At 32.9% G+C, this 20,305-nt stretch carries 17 protein-coding genes; 4 read left to right on the forward strand and 13 right to left on the reverse strand.

Going from position 1 to position 20,305, the window contains the following annotated elements; translation table 11 throughout:
- Window positions 1-177 precede the first annotated feature (177 nt).
- Window positions 178-558 (forward strand): hypothetical protein, encoded by a 381-nt coding sequence (locus WKH56_RS05495; protein WP_342834783.1) that lies wholly within the window; start codon window positions 178-180, stop codon window positions 556-558.
- 152 nt (window positions 559-710) lie between these two features.
- Here WKH56_RS05495 and WKH56_RS05500 read toward each other — a convergent pair whose 3' ends face one another.
- The 5 genes from WKH56_RS05500 to WKH56_RS05520 form a co-directional block, all read right to left on the reverse strand.
- Complete coding sequence (locus WKH56_RS05500) at window positions 711-3,485, reverse strand: transglycosylase SLT domain-containing protein (RefSeq protein WP_342834784.1); 2,775 nt, start codon at window positions 3,483-3,485, stop codon at window positions 711-713.
- Window positions 3,485-4,540 carry a hypothetical protein gene (locus WKH56_RS05505; RefSeq protein ID WP_342834785.1) on the reverse strand — a complete coding sequence of 352 codons (1,056 nt, stop codon included), beginning with the start codon at window positions 4,538-4,540 and terminating at the stop codon, window positions 3,485-3,487. Before WKH56_RS05505 ends, WKH56_RS05500 begins: the two co-directional genes overlap by 1 nt.
- A 30-nt stretch (window positions 4,541-4,570) precedes the next feature.
- Window positions 4,571-5,464 (reverse strand): hypothetical protein, encoded by an 894-nt coding sequence (locus WKH56_RS05510; protein WP_342834786.1) that lies wholly within the window; start codon window positions 5,462-5,464, stop codon window positions 4,571-4,573.
- A gap of 157 nt (window positions 5,465-5,621) precedes the next feature.
- Window positions 5,622-5,909 carry a hypothetical protein gene (locus WKH56_RS05515; protein WP_342834787.1) on the reverse strand — a complete coding sequence of 96 codons (288 nt, stop codon included), beginning with the start codon at window positions 5,907-5,909 and terminating at the stop codon, window positions 5,622-5,624.
- A 62-nt stretch (window positions 5,910-5,971) separates the two neighbouring features.
- On the reverse strand, window positions 5,972-7,564 hold the full coding sequence (locus tag WKH56_RS05520) for a DNA cytosine methyltransferase (protein WP_342834788.1): 1,593 nt from the start codon (window positions 7,562-7,564) through the stop codon (window positions 5,972-5,974).
- A 179-nt stretch (window positions 7,565-7,743) separates the two neighbouring features.
- On the opposite strand from WKH56_RS05520, the gene WKH56_RS05525 reads away from it, so the two are divergent.
- Window positions 7,744-8,325, forward strand: coding sequence for a hypothetical protein (locus tag WKH56_RS05525; RefSeq protein ID WP_342834789.1), 582 nt, complete (start codon window positions 7,744-7,746; stop codon window positions 8,323-8,325).
- An 80-nt stretch (window positions 8,326-8,405) separates the two neighbouring features.
- Here the strand turns inward: WKH56_RS05525 and WKH56_RS05530 are convergent, their stop codons facing one another.
- Window positions 8,406-9,698 (reverse strand): glycosyltransferase family 4 protein, encoded by a 1,293-nt coding sequence (locus WKH56_RS05530; protein WP_342834790.1) that lies wholly within the window; start codon window positions 9,696-9,698, stop codon window positions 8,406-8,408.
- A gap of 183 nt (window positions 9,699-9,881) precedes the next feature.
- Here WKH56_RS05530 and WKH56_RS05535 point away from each other — a divergent pair, with 183 nt between their 5' ends.
- Window positions 9,882-11,570, forward strand: coding sequence for a glycosyltransferase (locus WKH56_RS05535; RefSeq protein WP_342834791.1), 1,689 nt, complete (start codon window positions 9,882-9,884; stop codon window positions 11,568-11,570).
- Window positions 11,571-11,619: 49 nt separating this feature from the next.
- Here the strand turns inward: WKH56_RS05535 and WKH56_RS05540 are convergent, their stop codons facing one another.
- The 4 genes from WKH56_RS05540 to WKH56_RS05555 all read right to left on the reverse strand — a co-directional run bounded on the left by WKH56_RS05540 (window position 11,620) and on the right by WKH56_RS05555 (window position 16,113).
- Window positions 11,620-13,905, reverse strand: coding sequence for a dynamin family protein (locus WKH56_RS05540; RefSeq protein WP_342834792.1), 2,286 nt, complete (start codon window positions 13,903-13,905; stop codon window positions 11,620-11,622).
- A 180-nt stretch (window positions 13,906-14,085) separates the two neighbouring features.
- A complete protein-coding gene (locus WKH56_RS05545) occupies window positions 14,086-15,348 on the reverse strand; it encodes a PTS ascorbate transporter subunit IIC (RefSeq protein ID WP_342834793.1) in 1,263 nt (420 codons plus the stop codon).
- 43 nt (window positions 15,349-15,391) lie between these two features.
- Window positions 15,392-15,655 (reverse strand): PTS sugar transporter subunit IIB, encoded by a 264-nt coding sequence (locus WKH56_RS05550; RefSeq protein ID WP_316910785.1) that lies wholly within the window; start codon window positions 15,653-15,655, stop codon window positions 15,392-15,394.
- Window positions 15,652-16,113: a PTS sugar transporter subunit IIA gene (locus WKH56_RS05555; protein ID WP_342834794.1), complete on the reverse strand. Its 462-nt coding sequence runs from the start codon at window positions 16,111-16,113 to the stop codon at window positions 15,652-15,654. Before WKH56_RS05555 ends, WKH56_RS05550 begins: the two co-directional genes overlap by 4 nt.
- A gap of 600 nt (window positions 16,114-16,713) precedes the next feature.
- Between WKH56_RS05555 and WKH56_RS05560 the strand changes: the two genes are divergently transcribed.
- Complete coding sequence (locus tag WKH56_RS05560; RefSeq protein ID WP_342834795.1) at window positions 16,714-16,983, forward strand: hypothetical protein; 270 nt, start codon at window positions 16,714-16,716, stop codon at window positions 16,981-16,983.
- 64 nt (window positions 16,984-17,047) lie between these two features.
- Here the strand turns inward: WKH56_RS05560 and WKH56_RS05565 are convergent, their stop codons facing one another.
- The 3 genes from WKH56_RS05565 to WKH56_RS05575 all read right to left on the reverse strand — a co-directional run bounded on the left by WKH56_RS05565 (window position 17,048) and on the right by WKH56_RS05575 (window position 20,062).
- Entirely contained in the window at window positions 17,048-17,806 is a 759-nt protein-coding gene (locus WKH56_RS05565) for a nuclease-related domain-containing protein (RefSeq protein WP_342834796.1), read from the reverse strand.
- Window positions 17,799-18,845: a hypothetical protein gene (locus tag WKH56_RS05570; protein WP_342834797.1), complete on the reverse strand. Its 1,047-nt coding sequence runs from the start codon at window positions 18,843-18,845 to the stop codon at window positions 17,799-17,801. The genes WKH56_RS05565 and WKH56_RS05570 overlap by 8 nt, the downstream gene beginning before the upstream one ends.
- Window positions 18,846-19,009: 164 nt before the next feature.
- Complete coding sequence (locus WKH56_RS05575) at window positions 19,010-20,062, reverse strand: thermonuclease family protein (RefSeq protein ID WP_342834798.1); 1,053 nt, start codon at window positions 20,060-20,062, stop codon at window positions 19,010-19,012.
- Window positions 20,063-20,305: the final 243 nt, after the last annotated feature.

Raw genomic sequence — 20,305 nt, forward strand, 5'->3', positions numbered from 1 at the left:
TCCCCTTTCAATTTCCAATACATATTATACTTCTTAACCCATATATAAGACATAGAAAAAAGGAGGATTCTTAGAAAACCTAAGATCATCTACTAAATCACAAATTACTTTTATTTCCATAAAATAAATGAATTCCAATTATAATTATGTGTAGAAAAAGAAAAGGAGCTCAAAAATATGATAAAAATGGAGTTACCAAAAAGGAAGAAAGTAACAAAAAATAAAAGGGGAAGTACAGTTAAACTAATAAGAGAAAAAGATATTTTAAGTAAAAAGGACAATGCTTTTATTAAATTTAATATGTTCGCAACTATATTATTCATATTAATGTGTATTGTAGGCGTCCCACTAGCAATAAAACACCCAGTAATAGCTGTTATTATAAGATTGTGTATAATGTTATATCTTGTAACTGCTGCTGTCTTGTTAATTTGGATAAAAGATTACTTTTACAAGGCCGAATTTAAACAATGGAAGCTACATAAAAAGATTGCTATATGGGTTTGGATTGTCTTTCTAATGACCTTACTTGTCCATCTTTTTAATTTAACTTTTTAAACGTAAAAAGACATCACGGAACAGTGATGTCTTTTATATATAGTATATCTTTTAAAAATATTTAATATGTCTTGAATTACTGTTAAAACTTCAAATGAAAAAATTAAAAATGACTATAAAAAGAGCAGAAATAATTTTCTGCTCTTCATTTATTATTTATAGAATTGCTGGTAGATAAAGTTGTGTTCTTTACCTAAACTATCAAGATTTTTTTCATCTAACTCTTCCTTAGTGCCTGCAGCACTTGAATTAGATGGATCAGATGAATTGGATTTGTCCTCTTTAACTTCCTGCTTTGAAGTATCTTTAGACTTATCACCTTTGGCTTCTTCTTTTGAAGTATCCTTAGACTTATCATCTTTAGGTTCCTCTTTTGAAGTGTCCTTAGACTTATCATCTTTTGGTTCCCCTTTTGAAGTGTCCTTAGACTTATCATCTTTAGGTTCCTCTTTTGAAGTGTCCTTAGACTTATCATCTTTAGGTTCCTCTTTTGAAGTGTCCTTAGACTTATCATCTTTTGGTTCCTCTTTTGAAGTATCTTTAGATTTATCATCTTTGGCTTCTTCTTTTAAAGTGTCCTTGGACTTATCATCTTTAGATTCTTCTTTTAAAGTGTCCTTAGACTTATCATCTTTGGCTTCTTCTTTTGAAGTGTCCTTAGACTTATCATCTTCTTTTGTTGTGTCTTTTAAATTGGTCGGTGTTTGGCCCTTGGTTTCAAGAGGTTCAACGTGCCAATTTTCACTACTAACTGGTTTATGTAAACCGAATTTTTTAATATCTGCTTCCGATAGTTGCTGAACCCAGTCATCAACATCAATAGCAAGTCCATAGTTATGTCTACTGTTTCCAGGTTTAGCAGCTTCAACACTTGATCTACCGCTATGATAGGCATCGTACAGTTCTTTCTGTTTCTCGAATGTACGGTAACCTGAATTAATGGTGATCTTCTTACCGTAGTGTTTAGCAACAGCTGAAATTCTTATTAATAGTTCTGGATTTACCTTATCTAAATTAACACCTGAATCGGCAGTTACTAACCATTCGTTAGGGTTTACGTCAAAATCCATTTCGTTTAACCCTGTCTTTTGAAGGTTTGCCATTACATTACCAATATGATTTCTACCTGAATTCTCCGTAGTAGTTTCTTTAGTGCTTTCGGCTTTTACACGAACTGCTTTTACTAATTTAGGACCCCAATATGGATTGCCCTTTAGTTTTGCATAAGAGACACCTACCTTTGAAGCGTTAATCATAGTATTATTCCCCACATAAATTCCTACGTGGTTAATAACACCATCCTTATTGGTGTCAAAGAATACTAAATCCCCTTTTTTTAGATTATCTAAAGAAACTTCGGTACCCATCTTAGATTGTTCGAGAGATGTTCTCGGCAACGTAATGCCTGCCGCTTTAAATGATCTAAGGGTAAACGAAGAACAATCGAAAGCATCAGTACGAGTTGTAGCCGCACCCCAAAGGTACTTCGCGCCTTTGTGTTTAGCTGCTTCTGTTATTACATCATCTACAATCTTACTAGAATCAGTTGATTTATTTAGTTCTTTTTCATTAGGAACAGATGAATTTGTTACTTTTTCATTTGCTTGTTTTAAGTAATCCCTATAAAACCCTATAATTTTTGGTGCATATTCCTTTGTTTCGCTTGGAGGTCTTTTCTTATAGGGTAAATCTACTTTATCCCAAATATCTTTTGTTCCTAAACTACCTAATTCTTCATTTGGTTTAACGCCTGTTACATCCATAAGGTTGTTCACATTTCCTATTCCCCAGTTGTATGCGTATAAAGCTTGTGGGACGCTACCATCAAAACTATCTATTAAGCTTTTTAAATAACGTGTTCCTCCTTTAATGCTTTGATCTGGATCAGTTCGATCTGTAACACCCCACTCTGGAGCTGTGCCAGGCATAAACTGCATCAAACCAAGAGCTCCCGCCGGAGAAGGCTTATTAGGTTTAAAATCAGACTCTTTTTTAATAACTGATGCAATTAATACAGGATCCATATCATATTCATCAGCATATTTCAGAATTAAATTACCATAGGGAAGTTTGCTAACAACTTCCCTTTGTTCTTTAGTGGCTTTATTTGTAGTAGGAGGTAAAACTGTATCAAATGATTCTTGTGATACGGGCTTTGCCTTTTCTACTTTGCCAGTTTCATAGTTTAAGTGATCAGATTTATTAATGTCTACTGCTAAGTTAGGATGAATATACTTATAAAGTTGTTTTCCATCGTACTCTTCGGCCACAGCAAACTTCACAGTATCGCTAACGACTTTTCCTAAAGCTTGTCCTTTTTTAATAGATTGATTTTCCTTAATATTTGCTTTTACTCCAACTGTTTCAGAGTAGTATGTAAGGTCATCTTCTATATGCTTAATAGTAATTGTATTGTCTGTTAGTTTAACTACTTTCCCATCACCAGGTGCATAAGCTTTGTCTCCCTTGTTCACTTCGTAGCGAACAAAAGGAACAAATTTATTGTTTTCGATACCTATAGTCTTTATATCCTTTATAGTCTCAGCTTCTATTGGGCGATTTAAAGTTTTATTAAAAACTTTTGCTTCGGATGTTTTTACAGTACCTACCATCTCTTTGCCATCTTTTGTATAGTACTGAGCACCAAGTTGCTCAGGAGAAAATGCAATTGTCTCACTTTTAACGTGCGTTTCCACTTTTATTTCATTTTCAGAAACAGTTTTCTTAGTGTTAATACCTTGATGTACTAAGTTTGAAGATAAAGTATTAGAAGCAATAACTGCTAATGCGGTACCTGTAAAAGTAATACCTATCGCTTTTCTAGTCACCTTCTTTTTTACGCTTTGATTATTTTTCTCAAATTCTTGAAATGCTTCCTGACTCAACGAATACAAAACTAAACTATCATTTACAACTGCTTTATTCATTAATGAACCTCCAATAGTGATTTGTGTTTTAGGTCATAACTTTCGCCTATACTAAAAGCTATTTTCGTAAGTTCATCTATTGCTTTGCTTTCAGGTGTTAAGTTTTCAAAGACAATAAGTTGACGATAAAGTTGTGTAATTAAATCTGCTCCAAAATCCTCAACAGTATCTTCTTTGTCCCATTCTCTTTCTTCTGAGTTAAATCTACTTAATTCAACCTCTTTGTTCCAAACAAGGTTATGAAAATTACTCCCTGAACCAATAATAGTTTGTGGGCATTCTATGTCTTCCTCAATAACAGCAAGATGTACAGACTCAGTTTCTGAATTAATTGAGATAACAAACCTTTCCTCATTCAACAAAATGACAGTGTCGTAAATTCCGTCTTTCTCACAAATAAACACATTTTCATCTACTTTAAGAACTTCTGGAAGCTCTTTGAACATTTCCTTTACTTTATTTAAGAAACTGTTAGTAGCTTCAGGGAAGGTTATGGTAGAAGCTAGTGCTCTATTTGTACGGATTTTCTTAGCAAGTTCGCTTTTTAATATTCCTTTGTTCTCATCTTTTTGCAGCTCATTTTTAAAAGCTAAAGAATCTTTTTTTAGATGGTGCAAGCCATTTTCAATCTCTGTTTCTAAAGTATTTAGTTCGAATTGATACTCTTTAATTTTGTTTTCTACAATTCGTTTTGATTGTTCAATATCTTGTTTTTCTTTAGAATTATTGGAAATGATTTCATCAAAATCAACCTCTTGTGTTCTGGCGTTTTCTTTAGGGGTCTTAGAAGCCTCTGTTAAGGATGCTAATTTTATTTCTCCTTTTTTAATGTTATTAAGCACGCTTTTATATTCTTTCTGCTTTGTGAAGATTTCAGCATCTCTTTTCTTTAAGTCATCCAGTGTTTCAAGGAGCTTTACAATTCTGTCTTTTAATTTTTGAGTATCTAATATTGTTTTAGCATTGGTACAGAAATTGTCATAAAACGTTTTAAATTCCTTTTTGAATTTAGGTAAATTTGTAAGTGCAAGTGTTATTTTTTTCGTTGTGTTCATTATTAACCGTCTCCTTAAAATGTTTTAGTATTATTTTTTCGTTTCTTTATCTTTCTTCTTCGCTTCTTCTTCTTGTTTCTTAAGAACTTCCATAGGATCGTTGTTTTTAACGTTGTTAGAGTCGGCTAATTCATCTAACTTTAAAGCGTCATTTAAAACGTTAATCTCTTCAGTATTTTCTTCAAATACTACGTGCTCTACGTCTATAGATAAGTTCTTGTTATGAATAAGCTTTTTCTTTAAATCATCGTTTGTAAGTTTATAAGCTGCCTCTCTGTACTCTGAACTACTAAATTTCTTAATAATTCGGTCTTGTGTTATGTTATGATACTTGTCTATCTCTTCAACTTGAATTGGATCAAGCATTGAAGTGCGAATACCCTCGCTCATATGAGTGTGGGAATAATCAATTATGGCTGCCATTTGTAACTGAGGCGATTTTATATATAGGGTCTTATTACCAGGATTGTATTTAATGTCATTCATCCCAAACCCATCAGTGTAATACCCCATTAAAATTACGCTTTTGACCTTAAACATAATAGCTTTTTCTCGCCACTTCTTATCAAACCAATTAATAACCGTTTTATAACTTTTTTTAGCGAAATTTCGATCATCAGTTTTACCAGCGTAAAGCAACTTCACTAGGTCAATACGTTCTGAATCCTTATAGAACTGCTGATACGTAAATAGTAAAGAAATTTGTTGAATTTTACCTAAGTCTTCCTCGCTAACCGTAACTTTGTGATACTTAATTGGTTCTACCTTCTTCTCCTCCTGTACTTGAGCTTCTACTTCTTCAGGAAAGAAATTGTGCCAAATATTCTCTATTGCGTTAATGCCTCCGTTTGTTATTACAACTCCTGACACTCCTCCAATTGCAAGTAGTAATAAAGTTTTAATTGCTCTTGACTTCATAGACATATCAATGACATCCTTCCGTAAAATTTTTGTTATTATAATTTGGAATTATTTTTTTTGGAAAAAATATAGAGAAATTAACCCTTTTAAAACAAAAAAACAACCAGTAACGATACCGGTTGTTTAGAAATTTATTGTAGCTAATTATTAAGGGATAAAATTAAAAATTTAAAGTGTATCCCTTCTCTTTTGCGAATTTCTCTAATGCTTGTTTAACCGCCTGCTTCTTACTTTCATTATTTATTTGAAAGCACGTTACAGTTAGCTGTTTGCTAATATTTAAAATGTTTATTAGCAGTTCGTTCATACCTGATATAAAGGTATATTTATTAAGCGGCGACATTAAACTTACCGTTTGACTACCTTTTTCATCTATAAGAATATCCTCTAAGAAGCTAAAATCTTCTTTATTAATTTCGATATTGTCTAACTCTTCCCAAATAGTCATAACATTCTTCTCCTTTATAATTGCTTATATATTATTAATCAGAATATGTTTTCTTTATGGAATTAAGAGCAGAACAGACATCTTTCCTTTTCAGATTCGATTTTAGCTCTCCTTGTTTGTTCTCTTTTAAATTCTGCTTCAAGCTGTGTTAATCTATTTATCTCTGCTTTAAGTTGCCCGAGTTCATCTAGCTCCACTGTTTTGGATGCACTCTTTTTTATTTCATATGCCATTAATGCATTCTCAATACGAGAAGCGATAGCTTCAATTGGTTTGTTATTAACGGAATTTCCTAAAACCTCCAGTTGTCGAGTGGTAGACATATTTTTAGGGAATTCAAACCAGTTAGGATAATTCATCATCTTTGCTATTTCATTTGTTGTAAAAGGTCTCCACTGAGAATCGTCTTTAGGGTTTTTTAAATAAGAGCATACTGATTGTCTTTTCCCGTACCCTTTGACAAAGCAAGCAACTTTATTATCCTTTGAATCTACTAGCATTTTGTTTTTATCGCTAGTAAATCCAGTGTGTGAAAACTTCTCTTTATGAGTAGTTAGAAAAGAATACATTACCGTACCTTCAATTGGTCTCCATTTAACCGTAGACTCATCATCTAAGAAAGCTTGTATTTTCTTTCTGCGATTATTTGGGAGTTGAGGCATCTCTGGAAATTCAAAGATTGTATTATCCCTAAATGCCACTTCATAGTGACGGTTTCGGGATTCAATAGCACCTAAATCATAACTATTAATATCTTTTCCGTGCCATTCTACGAACACATCGGATAGCATACTTTTAATCATTTTAAACGTTTGACTCTTGAAATAGGCTGGAACGTTTTCAAAGAAAATTGCGAATGCGCCCGTTTCTAGAATGATACGAACAATGTGAGATGCAAAGTGTTCAACTAACCCTTTCATTTTTAAGCCTAACCCACTGTATTCCACGCAAGGTGGAGAAATAATAACAATATCAGCTTTAGGTATGTAAATCGGATTAATGGATTTTATGTCTCCCCAATAGAAAAGTGTATCTGGGAAGTTCTTTTTAAAAGTTTCAACTGTCCAAGATGTATAGCTAGCTGTTTTTCCTTCTAATTCATAGTCAAAAGGGTTTTGCTCAGGAATATCGCTATCGATTGCCATAACAGATTCAAAGCCTTGAGTATTTACAAAGCCTGCTGTCATAGCACCACCTCCGCTGAATAAGGAAACAACTTTATATTTCTTTGCTCCGTCGTTCCAGAATTCAGTTTTGTTAATGCCATCAAACATTTTAAATGACATTTCTTTATAGATAATGAGCTCCTTCTCTTTTACCACTACGTCAATCTTTATTCCTATTTCTAGAACTGCGTCTACCTCGTTATTACATACATCTAATAGTGGATCTCTTTCCCCGTCTTTTTTAGTTCTTCCGTGTATGTGGTGAGTAGGTATTTCTAAAATCTCTGCTACTCGAATATGAATATAACCATCGACTACTGTTATAATTACAGGCATACCAGCTTCAAAGTTAGCTATTCTAAACACAGTTTTTTCAAGCCATAAACGAGTTTTCTCCTTATTTTTAGGATTATGAGTTGTGCGGTAGTTTCTAATTACCTTAATTTCTGATTTGTTTCGAAAAATTTCTTTTAATACATCTAGATTCATTTAAATCTCTCCTTTGAATGTTTGTTCTGCGGAAATTATAAAGTGCTTTTTTATATAAAAAGTAAAAAAACTGAAAAAACATTTTAAAGTGTTTCTTGCTAATTTAGGTCGCACGTTAAGTTAAAGCTTTATAATTTATAAAAAATGGAATATATTAGTTTTATTTGGGTGTGTTGGTGTTGCTAAAAAGAAAAAAAGATAATGATTATGTGCTATCTCTAAAAAAATTAGAGTTTGTTTCTGTTATGGCAGTAGCAGCAAATTATTTTAAAACATTTGTTGTAGATTCTAAAGGACAAGGGTACATATTTGCCGATGCATTTAGGTTATTTACCTACCGTCACAAAGACTCAGATTTACAATTTAGCAGTTATTTAAAAATTCCAGTGGATGTAACTTTTGAAAAGATGGACGGATTAGGTTTGTTAGTGAAAGAAGGTAAAGATTCAAAGGCAACTATACGCTTTAAAGATGCGAAATATGTTCTATTGGAGTCAAATGGCTTTTTTTATAATGTGCTTAAAGAACTTAAAGACCGATCAGGTCATAAAGTAGAAACTATGTCTGGTCTTATTGGCCCTTATTCAATAGATCAGGTAGGATTTAAAGAATTATTAGACGAGTTTAAGGTTAGTGACGAGGGAAAAGAACAGCAATTCGAAGAGTTTAAAACCGAATTTCTTACCCAGGGAACAATTAAAAAAGAGTATAAATATTTTTGTAATTATCAAAGTAAGGTAAAACGGCACTTCAATTATTAAGATTTTCACTAAGAATAATAAAATGTTGAATGTATAAATGGAACAAACAAAAAAGAGCAGTAATGCTCTTTTTTGTTTGTTTAGAAAGGTTTTATGAAGCGGCTTACTAAAAATTCATTCTCTATTAATTCAAAGTTCATTTCATTGATAGCGCCCTCTTCGTAGTCTCTAGCGGTTTCCAGTCCCTCTTTAATTAGAGATAACTCTATTTCTGGTTTTGTATAAATGGTAGATATATGCTCTCGCATTAACTCGTAATTTTTAAATGAAAATAATAAGATATTTTTTGCGTTAACAGCGTATTGAAGAATCCCCATACTATTTGAAGCGACAACTGGAGTACCACAAGCCATTGCCTCTAGTGGAGGGAGGCTAAAAGCTTCAATTAAAGATCCATTAACAAGGACTTTGGCCTTCTGTAGTAACCTTACTAGTTCTGCTTGAGAAGGATTAATAATAGTTTCTACTAGATGATGATTAAATTCTCCCTCTGTGGGCGTAACCCATTTAATATGTGTGTTAAGTTTCTCTGCAATAGGTAAAAGGTTTTCTATAGTTTCTTTTGTGTTCTTATATATATTAGAGGCATTTCCAATCACTAATATGTAATTTTCTTTCTCTAAATTCTTATTGACGTTAAATTTATTTAAGTTAACACTACAAGGGACAATCCAAGATTTACGATTATAATTTTGACGCATTATGTCTGTTAGAAAACTAGATACGCCCATATGATGAACAGGTAATGAGTAAAAAAGCTGCAACATTTTTATTTTTTCGGGTTTGTTTGAAAAGGTATTATAGTCTCCTTGACCAAAATGAACTGTCTTTTTAAAGTTTTGGTATAAAGGAAAAATGAGGTCCCAGTAAGTAGCAATAGCTAGGTCATATTGGGATGAAAAGGATTGAATGGATGAGTCATTTTCATAGGTAATTGCTTGTAATGAAATTGGCCCTACTTCCAAGTTTAGTATTTCTCCTGTCCTATTATAAGGAATATAATAGTCTATGTGATAGCCTTTATGCTTTAAAATGTCTCCTAACGTAAAAATCATCTTCATACCGCCTGTCCACGAAATGTGCGGTAAAAATACAGCAATTTTCTTAGTTAGCGCTTTTCCTTCTTCTTCTTTAATTAGTTTTTTATTTACTATTCCGTTTTTATAGTAATTTCGCTTTTTTGTTGAGTTTTCATAGTGCTTATATAGATTGTAGAGAATAGCATCATTATGTTTGTGTAGTTCGACTACCTTTTCCGCGAATTTAGAATCCCCATCAATTAATCGAGATGTTCCTATTAAGTGCTGTGCCTCTTCTTCGGAAACATTGCTCCAAAATGTATTAGCGTCTTTTATTCTCTGTTGAAAAAGCAATTGCTTTTTTGTGGATAGCTGTAATGGTAGAAGTATTCATTAATATCCCCTTTCCTTTGCTAACTATTTTTGAAAATTAGTTTTTTAGCCTTCTAAAACTTTTTAAGGTTGTAAATTAAACTTTAAAAATACGAAAAGATATTATAGATAGTGGTAGAAGTAAGGAGGCAGAGGTGAGAGTTAATGGGAAATATACTTGTTTTGTCTTCTGTTCATTTTAAGAACGATTTGTGGCAAAGAGCACAACAATTAGCGGTTCAACTAGCCAATCTAGGGAATAAAGTAGTGTTTTTAAATCCTGTGCCTAATTATAGTCACATTTTAACAACAGGCGTTCAGGACTTTATTGCCTGTCGTGTTAATAGCCCTGTAGTAAGTGATGGAGTAATTCAATATGAAATGATTTCTGAGGTAAAAGAAGCTGGTGGGAATATTAGAGAATTAAAAGATGACTGGATAAAGGCTATTATCAAAAAACATCAAATAAACAAGATTTTGGTCTACCTTCCAGAGTACGTCAACTGCCTTAAAAATTTAAACGATCCAATAGACGTTTACTATGACTGCGTTGATGAATTAAGCGGCTTTTACCCAACTAAAAGGGTTGTTTTATACGAAGAAGAACTATTAAAAATGGCTAAAGGTGTTATTGTTACTTCGAAGACTTTATATGTACATAAGAGTAAAAAGAATCTGAATTGCATTCTAGTCCCCAATGCTGTTAATCCAGAAGTATTTATGAAGAGCTATGATAAGCCTCAAGATATAATATCTATTAAAAAACCTATTGTTGGTTATATGGGTGCAATCGCTAACTGGTTTGATCAAGATTTAATGGTAGAAGTAGCAAAGCAAAACAAAGATAAAGCATTCTTGTTAGTTGGAACTGTTTATACAAATGTTGATAAATTAAAAGCTGTGGACAATATATATTTACTTGGAACAAAAGAATACAATCAAGTGCCGGCTTACGTTAATCATTTTAACGTAGGTATTATCCCTTTTAAAATGGAAGATTTAATTGTTAATACTAATCCTATTAAATACTTCGAATACCTTGCAGCGGGCTTAAAAACGGTGGCTACACCTATGCCTGAGTTAATTGGGGAGCCATATTGCTTTCTAGCAAGTGATGCTGACAGTTTTACGAAACAAATCAATCAAGCTTTAGGCAATAGAGATAGAGTTAATGAACAAATATACCTGCAGCAGAATAGTTGGATAGAAAGAGCAAAGCAAATAGATGATTTTATCAGTAGTAGAGATATAAAGAAAAGTGTTAAACGTAATGAAATGTTGAGAGAATTCCTTTGTGTCTACAATAGCTATAAAAGTGTGTCCCCGTTACTTGAAGTATTAAAAGCCGAACTCTTACACGAACTAGGACAGTTAGAACAAGCAAAAAATTGCTTATTTAATAACGCTTCCCTTAATAATGAATGCTGGAAAACTCAAATACAGTTAATATTAGAATGGAAATATCATCATAAGTTAGTTGAATATATGAACAAGAACGAAAAGCATATTTATGATGTGAAGCAATGGTCTAAATTAGGAATAGAGTTTTTAACAGCTTATGCTTATAGAAACATAAAGCAAATAAATGAAGCCTTTGGAGCTGTAGGACAACTACTTGAAAAATCAGAATGGATACAAGAAGAAATAGCGAACTTACACTTTGATTTAGAATCGTATAAGGAAGCCCTGAAAAGATACATTTATTTATATCAAAAGCATAATAAATTGCTTACAGAGGAAGGTTATAGGAATTTCCTAAAATTAGCGCGTTCCGGTAAGAAAGAAATGCTTGCAGCTGAACTTGAGAGGAAAATAGCAGATATAACAAAACAAAAAACACTTCTTAACGGATAAGAAGTGTTTTTAACATTATTTATAAAACATATTAAAATACTAAGAGCTTTTAAGTAGTAGTTAATTGTTTCACTTCTACTTCCCAGGGAATTTCACTAAAAAAGATTTCCATTTCCCTGAGTTCATTAACGGATTCCTTAACTTCGTTAATGTCATTGGAAATAATAATATTTTTTATTTGTTCAAGTTGTTCTTCAATCTTCTCTAGAATATCTTCTACTACAAAATCAACAGCTGTAATTGTATCATCCCAGTATAATGTTATAACTTCCTCGTATTTTTCTAACACGTTTTGCTTTTTAAATGCCTTAATTAGGTTCTCAGCTATTCTAGGCTTCCATCCGTCTCCAAATAAACCTTTCACTAACAAGAATGCTCCTAACGCAATTCCAATTCCAATTGTAATTGGTCCACCAATAATAGAAACAAACGATGCAGCAGCTGCGGTTCCCCCTACTGAAATCCCTACAGCAGATAGCAGACTTACTCCTTTTGCAACTAAAATGTAGCCGCCTAAATTCCCGACAGTAGATGCCCAAAAACCTAACGCGCCTAAAACAGTCGCTCCTGCAAAACCTCCTGAAAGTATACCTTTAAAATCAAGCGGAATTTCAGTTCCTTCTACCTGAATCTTTGTAATGGCTTTAGTAATCCCCTCTAGCTCATTAAAGAATTCAGTAATTTGGTCTTGGATCTTGTCTGTAGAATCACGCAATATTTCTTGAAGCTTAGCATAATACAAATCAGAAACATTAGATGGTAAAAATTCCTGAGCATTCTTTTTATTATAGTTGTGCTCGTTGATCATAGAGACTAGATTCTTCTTAGTTAATACTGATTGTTCCCACAATCTCAGTTCTTGCTGATTATTTATTTTTAAAAGCTTTATTTGTTCTTCTAACACTTTTTTTTTGCTTTTAATTTGATTTACAGCCTCAGGTTTTGACTTCATTCGTTCGTTGTATTCTTCCTGAGCTTGCTGTCTATTTTCTAGAACCTTCTCAACCTTCTTTATTTCAATTGTGTAATGTCTAGTTGCTTGTACTTTATAGTTTTCTATTTCCTCGTTTAACTTCTTAGTTTTTATAGGAGGGAAAATATTAGTTAATAAATTTGTTAAATCTTCTTCAAAAGATTTTCTAAGTATTGGTTTTTCTAAAGAATAAGTGAAAAATCGCTTAGATAATGCTTCAACAAATTCATCTTTCGATTTGCCATAGAACTGTTTAATAATTTCTTCAGATAGTTGTTGAGACATTACATCTCTACCTCGATTTAGCACTTTATCAACATCTTTTTCTATAATGTAAGCCTGAGAAGCAATAACATATAAGTTGGATAACAGAGGAATCTCAGAACTATTTGTAGAAGCAAGGTTCTTAATAACATCTTTTAAGAAAAGTATGTCGTTCATTTTGTTTAAAAAGCTGTTGCTTTGACACAAGAATAATACAACGTCTGCTTGTTCCCTTGCTCTTTGAGATTGAATAGTATCGTTTAATTCTTCTGTGCCGAAACCTGGCAAATCAACTATGTCACAGGCGTGTAATACTGGGCTGTCAATGTAGACTACAGCAGAGTCAACTTCTTTATAGTTGTAACTAGTGTTTCTGTTGCAATATTTTTCAAGAGTACTGTAATCCCCGCTTGCTATCTTGTGTGCTACGCAGTATTCTTCATCATAAATATTTCTAAAGTTCCATCCGTTTTTTTTGCTTTCAGCTTTAAAGATACAAACATTATCTTCTCCAAGCCATTCCGGTTTGTCTTGTAAATGCTTTAAGTAAACAGTTGATGAAGTTGTAGGAGTCCATTGTGATAGCAAAGTATCTAAACCCGTTAAACTATTAATAAGGGTACTCTTTCCTGCATCAGAAGGTCCCAAGAGAGCTACTAATGGTTTTGCACTATATGCATTAGTTAATTTAATTAATTCCTTAGTTTTTAACACTGCAGAAGCCTTATCTTCTTTGTTGGAGTATCGTTCTAATGTTGGTTTAACATAATTTAATAAGGTGCGCCTTTTAAAACTAATGTTTTCATAGACATTCGGTAGATTTAACATAGTCGGTTTACTTAACTTAGGTAGATTGCTTGTCAATTCATTGGATGATTCGCTTATAGCAAGTAAATCGGAACGTGACATATCAGTTACAAAGCCAAGTTTCATAAAGATATCCATTGGCATATCTTTAGGATCTTCTTCTAATTCAACGTAATAATCCTTGCTTATTCCCAGTAACTTAGCCAATTCGCTTTGAGTGAAACCCTTAATTTCTCTAATTTTTTTTAGATTTAGTTTTTCTATAATATCTTCTAGACTTAATTTTTCCATTTAGCATTCTCCTTGTTTAAAATTTTAAATAAAATAAGGTAAATAAGGACTTTTTTACAATGAATATTGTTTTATTATAATCCATATATCGGCTAAAATGTAGGAATTTAGATAGTCTTATAGATAAAAAATAAAAATACTCTGTTTAATTTTATATACAGAGTAATTTTTAGTTAGCTATTATGAAAATAGTTTAATAAAGAAGCTTAGAATTATACCTATGAACCCAAAATCGGCGTCACCAAAAGTTTTATTTTGGAAACCTAAACCGCCAAGGACAGGTAATAACAACGCTGGTAAAAAGCTAATAATTAAGCCGTTAGCAAATGCTCCAAAAATAGCCCCTCTTCTTCCACCAGTGGCATTACCAAATATACCAGCTGCTGCACCGGTAAAGAAATGTGGTACTAAACCCGAAATAATAACTGCTAATCCGAACAGTGGTAATAAAGCCATTGAAACTAGTCCTGCTACAAAACTACTTAAGAATCCAATAATTACTGCGTTTGGAGCAAACGGAAATACTGCTGGTACATCAAGTGCTGGTTTTGCATTGGGAACAAATTTGTCTGCAACACCTTTAAAAGATGGAACGATTTCAGCAATAACCATACGAACACCTGATAAGATAATATAAACTCCACCTGCAAAGGTAATAGATTGAATAATAGCAAATACAATATAGTTTGTACCACCACTAAGTTGTGTTTCTACGTAGTGCTGGCCTGCACATAATGTAACAACTAAAAACATTATAGCCATCGTTAATGCTACTGCTACAGAAGAATCACGAAGGAATCCTAAAGACTTTGGAACTTTAACTTCTTCTGTTGTATTTTGTTTGTTGCCTAAAAGTTTTCCTACAAATGCTGATACTAAGTAACCAATTGAACCAAAATGACCTACCGCAATATCGTCGCTACCAGTTACTTGTCTTACGTAAGGTTGTATGATTGCCGGTGAAAGAACCATCCACAAACCAAGAATTACTGAACCAACTAGTACTAGTCCAACACCTGATAAACCACTGCCTGACAACAAAATTGAAACTAAACAAGCCAAAAATAAAGTGTGGTGGCCAGTCAAAAATATGTATTTAAAGGGTGTAAATCTAGCTAAAATAATATTTACAATCATACCCAATAACATAATAAGGGCTGTTTCAGTTCCAAATGTGCTTTGGGCTAATGCCACAATTGCTTCATTATTTGGAACGGCTCCTTGAATGTGAAATGCCTTTTCAAACATTTTTCCAAAGAAATCAAGGGAACCTGTAACAACTGTCGCTCCTGCTCCTAAAATAATGAAACCCATAATGGTTTTAAGCGTTCCGGATACTATATCCGAAACTGATTTCTTTTGGAGGGCTAAACCTAGTAAAGCGAATAAGCCAACCAGGATTGCTGGTGTTCCTAAAATATCTTTCATAATAATATCTAACACAATAATCACTCCCTCACTCTAAAAGTATACGCTTACATATGTATTAAAGATGTTCTTTTAAAGCGCTTTCTATTTCGGGTAGGCTAAAGATGTTACGCACTCCAATAATCTTTCTTGTGCCATCATTTAAATTCTCTACTATTTCTGGTGCTCCTAAATAATAATCTGCGCTCTCAGCTTTACTAGTTGCTAAGTCTGTATGTCCTACTTCTGCTTCAATACCCATATTAACTAACGCTTTTTTAACATTCATTTCTGTAATTAAACTACTACCTAAACCATTACCACAAACAACTAAAATTTTCATTCTACCACTCCTAAACATTTTGAAATAAATTGCAAAACTTCTTCTGACGTTCTAAGTTCACATAAAGAATTAATATTAGCTTGATCGCTAAATATTTGTGCAAGGTCAGAAAGCAAACTTAAGTGACTTACTGAATCCGTTGCAGCTAAGGCGAAAATAAGTTGAGCAGTGTGTTCCTCTTTCTCTGAGAACTTAACAGGCTCTTTACTTACCAGTAAACTTAGTCCCAATTCATTTACACCGTCTTCCGGCCTTGCGTGAGCAAGAGCAATTTTTGGCGCAATAACAATATAAGGACCTAATTCATTTACATTGTCAATCATTTTTTGCACATAACTCTCTTTGATTGCGCTTTCATTCAAAAGCGGCTTAGAGACCTTTTCGATGGATTTAACCCAAGTAATAGGCTTATCCTCAAACATAATTCTTTGATTTTTAGAAAGTAACTTAATTAGCATTCTACATCCCTCCTTAATTGTTTTTATTGTTCATATATTTATTGCTTTTGCAAGTAAAAAACCCTTTTTTATCAAAGAAGAAAACGATTACAATAAAACCCCGCCAATTCAAGGTTTTTAAGGTTTTATAAAAAATATTTTAATTTTTTATAAGAAATAAAAAACATTTTGCTAAAGATTTAAAAGGCAGGTGATAAGAATGTTATTTCAAATTAAAAAAACTACGCAGAAACTTCTTATGCTTCTTGGATTAATTGGAGTGATGTGGTGGGCTTTAGTCTGCAAGGTGACATATGGATCCTATCTCAATATTCCCTTCTTTCATTATGCAGTATATTTGATATTCCTCACTTCAACAGGTTTGAGTACATATGGTTGGTATAAGGCCATTCGTACTGAAAAGACAATTAAGAAGTTAACTAAATCCAAATAATTGTGCCTACTAAGTAAATCTGTGTATAATGTGTAAACAGTAAATTGAGGGGTGAAGAGAATGAATAAGCTCTACACTGTGAATCTCCTTAGTACTTGCCTGTAGGGAAAGACAGCATTCCTTGAGGTTCCCTGCAGCGGGTACGCTACTCAAGGGAGGTTTCACGTATGAAAAATCGTTCGCGTTCGTATTATCGACACCAACGCAATCGTGCTATTAAGCACAAACTTAATATTTTAACGAATGTATGGAGTTTGGATCCTGAGGAAGATAATGATCACTCTTGGATTGCTCATCCTGGTAAGTTGTCCAAAGCAAAACTAAATTGTTCTTGTGACTTATGTAAATACGAGAAAAATTATAATATTGTAAAGCCGCATATAAAAGCTAAGTTGGATCAGATGGAAAAAGAAATTAACGATTTTTTATCTGAGTAAGTAGCCTAGTTTACAATATAATTATGACAAAAAGCCTTGCTACTTATAAATAATAGTAAGGCTTTTAATTTTCCTGTGGTTGCTTAAATTTAATTCTCTGCTTTTCGTAGGCAATTTGTTTTCTAATAGAAGTAATAATTAATTGTTGTTCCGCTTTTGTTACTTCCCTCTTAGGTTCATACTCGTCTAAGAAAGACTTAAAAGACTTATTTAGGGTTAACACAGGTATTTGATTAGAATATGCCTTAACCTCTACAAGCGGGTTAACAAAGTAAACCATTCCTTGTATCCAATAAGAATATCCCACTTCTTTTAAAACACCAGACAAGCGATATACGTGTGTTTTAACCTGTTTGGTGGGATTGTAAAATGGATTAGCGTATTTTCCACCTAATTTTGTTTCTTTAAACTGTACCCAACGCTTATCATCAGGTTTGCCGGTAATTACTCCGGTGTGGTTTTTTACTTCTATGAGAAATACGCCCTTTTTGCCAACTATAATTAAATCAGTTTCACTCTCTTGTTCCTCATATAATAATGTAACATTTGAAAATACAGTGTAGTCTGGAGGTAAGTTTTTTACTATTTTAAGAGCTCGTGCTTCTCCAGTTAAGCCATTAAGGTTAATTCTTACTTTTCTACCTAAGTAGCCAGACATTAAGCAGACAAAGCACAGATAACCATAGCCAAAGTATTGCATTATCTCTAATACATCCATAAGTACAAAAACAAAAAATGAAATTAGCCATAAAGCTGAAATAATTGTTATGTATCTGTAGGTCTCAACCCTTAGCGGATTATGGGCTTTAAATACTTTAGCCATTAGAAATTTCCTCAAAGAAAAATGGGTGTGTAAGTTGTTTAATGAACTTCTCTTTGGCTTTTATCTTTGTGATTTGTTTATATGTAGTTAACTCCCATAAGCCACTTGTTTTTCTTAAAGTTAAACGATTAAAAGAAAAAGTGCTAGCCCCAGGTAGGAAGGCAATATAAATGCTGTTTTGGTGTTCTTTGACATTAGATCCGCTTTGAAACCTAGTTTCTACTTGAATTAATTCGCTAAACCGCTCAAATAATCCGTGTGACGTATCAAACATTGAAACAACGGCTGTTTTATAAGCAGTAGAATCTAGAACGTGATACATACAAAAGTTCCAAGCCGCTTCTTTGTTTGGAAAATAATCTGGATCTACAACATAATTCATATAATATTCAGCACTTTTGCGAATCTGATTCATACTTCCCTCTTCTTGTAGAAAATCAAATTTTGCACCTTCTACTTTGAGGTAAAATTCTTTTTTAAATGGTTCTACTGCCTCATATACATCAAATATGTTAATTAAGTTATCTGTTCCTGCTAAATTTTCCGCTACATTGTTAAATTTTAAAGAGATATTGTGCATTTGCTTGGCGGTATTTTGGGATATTCTTGAGAACTTTCTGAAGTAATTAAATTGACTTCCTATACGGAGCATTGCGCCTGGGGGATAAATTTCGTTTACATATTTAAAGACAATATTTAAATGAAGTAGCGTTAAAAAGTCTGCTACGTCTGGATAAATAAGTCCATTTGTAATTTCTTTTATATGGGGTTTAACATTTAAAGATAAAGAAAAAAACTCCAATTTTTTTTGTAGAGAAATTTTCTCTTTTATTAATTGTACTGAACTATTATATTTGATTTTTTTGTAATTTTCTTCGTCGCTAATAGTTGCTGATTTTACCATAAACTGAGGATTAATCGTTAATAACTGAACAATTCTTTCTTCTAATGGTAAAGAGCTATAAGCTATTTTTTTATATTTTTCCTGACAAGAAACGGGGATATAATAATCCAGTCCGACTTCTTCTATTGAAAACATAGTTCTGATCCTCCCCTCGAAAATTTCAATAAAACTAACAGAATTATAATGAAAAGTCAAAACAATCAAGAGAATATCTAAAAAGAAAGTACTTTAAATGAACATCTGAGGAATTAATTTCATAAAAAAAGAAGAGTTAGGGTTTAACTCTTCTTTTAATTATATTATCGTTGGGACTTACGATAACCTTGATTTCGAGCATCCTGCTCTGTGCAGAACCATACTATATTATCAACAGTCTTATCGTAATATGCTCCTCCAGGAATGTGGTAAATCTTGCTATTAGCGTTTCCTTTAATCTTGTTTTTGCAAGAAGTGTTAGTTTCTACGTCATCTGCAGGATTATTTTGGAACGGTTGGGTACTTGAATTAGTTGAGCTAGTGTTAGAGCTGCCACTAGAATTACTGTTTGTACTAGATGAAGTAGAGTTTTGAGAACTGCTGCTTTGACTAGAATTTGTAGAGCTTTGAGAGTTTGAGTTAAAGCCTTTCTCACCAACATAGCCATCAATTGACCAGATGCCTAACTTCTGTTGCTTTGCTTTTTCTTGAATTTCTCTAAATTCGTCTACATATCTTGTGTTAGGAGGGAAAACAGCTACTCTAGCTAATCCTTTTTCTATAAGTGTTTCGTTAAGCATCTTTCCATTTACATAGACATATGCAAGTATACGGCCATAACGATCTCTTTCTTGCGTATCTAATTCAAGATTGACTTTTGTACCTGGCTTTAAAACACTCTTTGTATAAACAGATGCTGATTCTCCCCAGGGTTGCTTTCCCTTAATTTTTGGGCTGACTACTTCGGGCGAGTCGGCCATTATTAGCCGTATTTTTTCGTCTTTATTGTTTATCAAAGTGTGAAAAGTATCGCCGTCAATTACAGCTGTAACAGTTGTTTCAAATGTTGGGTATTTCGAGACATTATTTGCAGTAGTTGAAGAAGTAGTTTTAGTAGTTTCTTTATTATTTGTGGTTTCCTTACTCTGAGTAGTTTGAGACTCTTCTTTGGTTGGTTTCTCTTGAGTTTTTTCGTTAGAATCATCATCAGTAGACTCAGTTGTTTTACTAGCTTCCTCTTTTGGAGTCTGTCCCTTTGAAACATCTTCCGTCTTTGTTGCGTTGTTTGTGTCGTTAGTTGATGAAGAGCTTGGTGATTCTGCACACCCAGTTAAAACTAACGTAATCATTAAAAAAGATATTAGCCATTTTTTCATCTTCCTGTTCCTCCTTAAACTTATATAAGAAAGTATAAATGAAAAAAGAGCAAACAAATATATATTTTGGAATTTACTTAAAAAAATTCGAGTACAGTAAGAACTTTCTTCTTTTTGTTACCCCACCTTTAATAATAAATTACAAAAACAATTATGGATTAAAATGGAAATAGGGTGTTAAAATGAATTAACGCTTAGGGGGGATATTGTGAGTGAAAAACAAAAGAATATTTTTGTCATATC

Source organism: Priestia sp. SB1, from assembly GCF_038898415.1.

Excerpts from the sequence above, each read along its gene's own strand:
- WKH56_RS05495 (WP_342834783.1), top strand. The coding sequence starts at position 178 with ATGATAAAAATGGAGTTACCAAAAAGGAAGAAAGTAACAAAAAATAAA.
- WKH56_RS05500 (WP_342834784.1), bottom strand. The coding sequence starts at position 3,485 with ATGAATAAAGCAGTTGTAAATGATAGTTTAGTTTTGTATTCGTTGAGT.
- WKH56_RS05505 (WP_342834785.1), bottom strand. The coding sequence starts at position 4,540 with ATGAACACAACGAAAAAAATAACACTTGCACTTACAAATTTACCTAAA.
- WKH56_RS05510 (WP_342834786.1), bottom strand. The coding sequence starts at position 5,464 with ATGTCTATGAAGTCAAGAGCAATTAAAACTTTATTACTACTTGCAATT.
- WKH56_RS05515 (WP_342834787.1), bottom strand. The coding sequence starts at position 5,909 with ATGACTATTTGGGAAGAGTTAGACAATATCGAAATTAATAAAGAAGAT.
- WKH56_RS05520 (WP_342834788.1), bottom strand. The coding sequence starts at position 7,564 with ATGAATCTAGATGTATTAAAAGAAATTTTTCGAAACAAATCAGAAATT.
- WKH56_RS05535 (WP_342834791.1), top strand. The coding sequence starts at position 9,882 with ATGGGAAATATACTTGTTTTGTCTTCTGTTCATTTTAAGAACGATTTG.
- WKH56_RS05540 (WP_342834792.1), bottom strand. The coding sequence starts at position 13,905 with ATGGAAAAATTAAGTCTAGAAGATATTATAGAAAAACTAAATCTAAAA.
- WKH56_RS05550 (WP_316910785.1), bottom strand. The coding sequence starts at position 15,655 with ATGAAAATTTTAGTTGTTTGTGGTAATGGTTTAGGTAGTAGTTTAATT.
- WKH56_RS05555 (WP_342834794.1), bottom strand. The coding sequence starts at position 16,113 with ATGCTAATTAAGTTACTTTCTAAAAATCAAAGAATTATGTTTGAGGAT.
- WKH56_RS05560 (WP_342834795.1), top strand. The coding sequence starts at position 16,714 with ATGAAAAATCGTTCGCGTTCGTATTATCGACACCAACGCAATCGTGCT.
- WKH56_RS05565 (WP_342834796.1), bottom strand. The coding sequence starts at position 17,806 with ATGGCTAAAGTATTTAAAGCCCATAATCCGCTAAGGGTTGAGACCTAC.
- WKH56_RS05570 (WP_342834797.1), bottom strand. The coding sequence starts at position 18,845 with ATGTTTTCAATAGAAGAAGTCGGACTGGATTATTATATCCCCGTTTCT.
- WKH56_RS05575 (WP_342834798.1), bottom strand. The coding sequence starts at position 20,062 with ATGAAAAAATGGCTAATATCTTTTTTAATGATTACGTTAGTTTTAACT.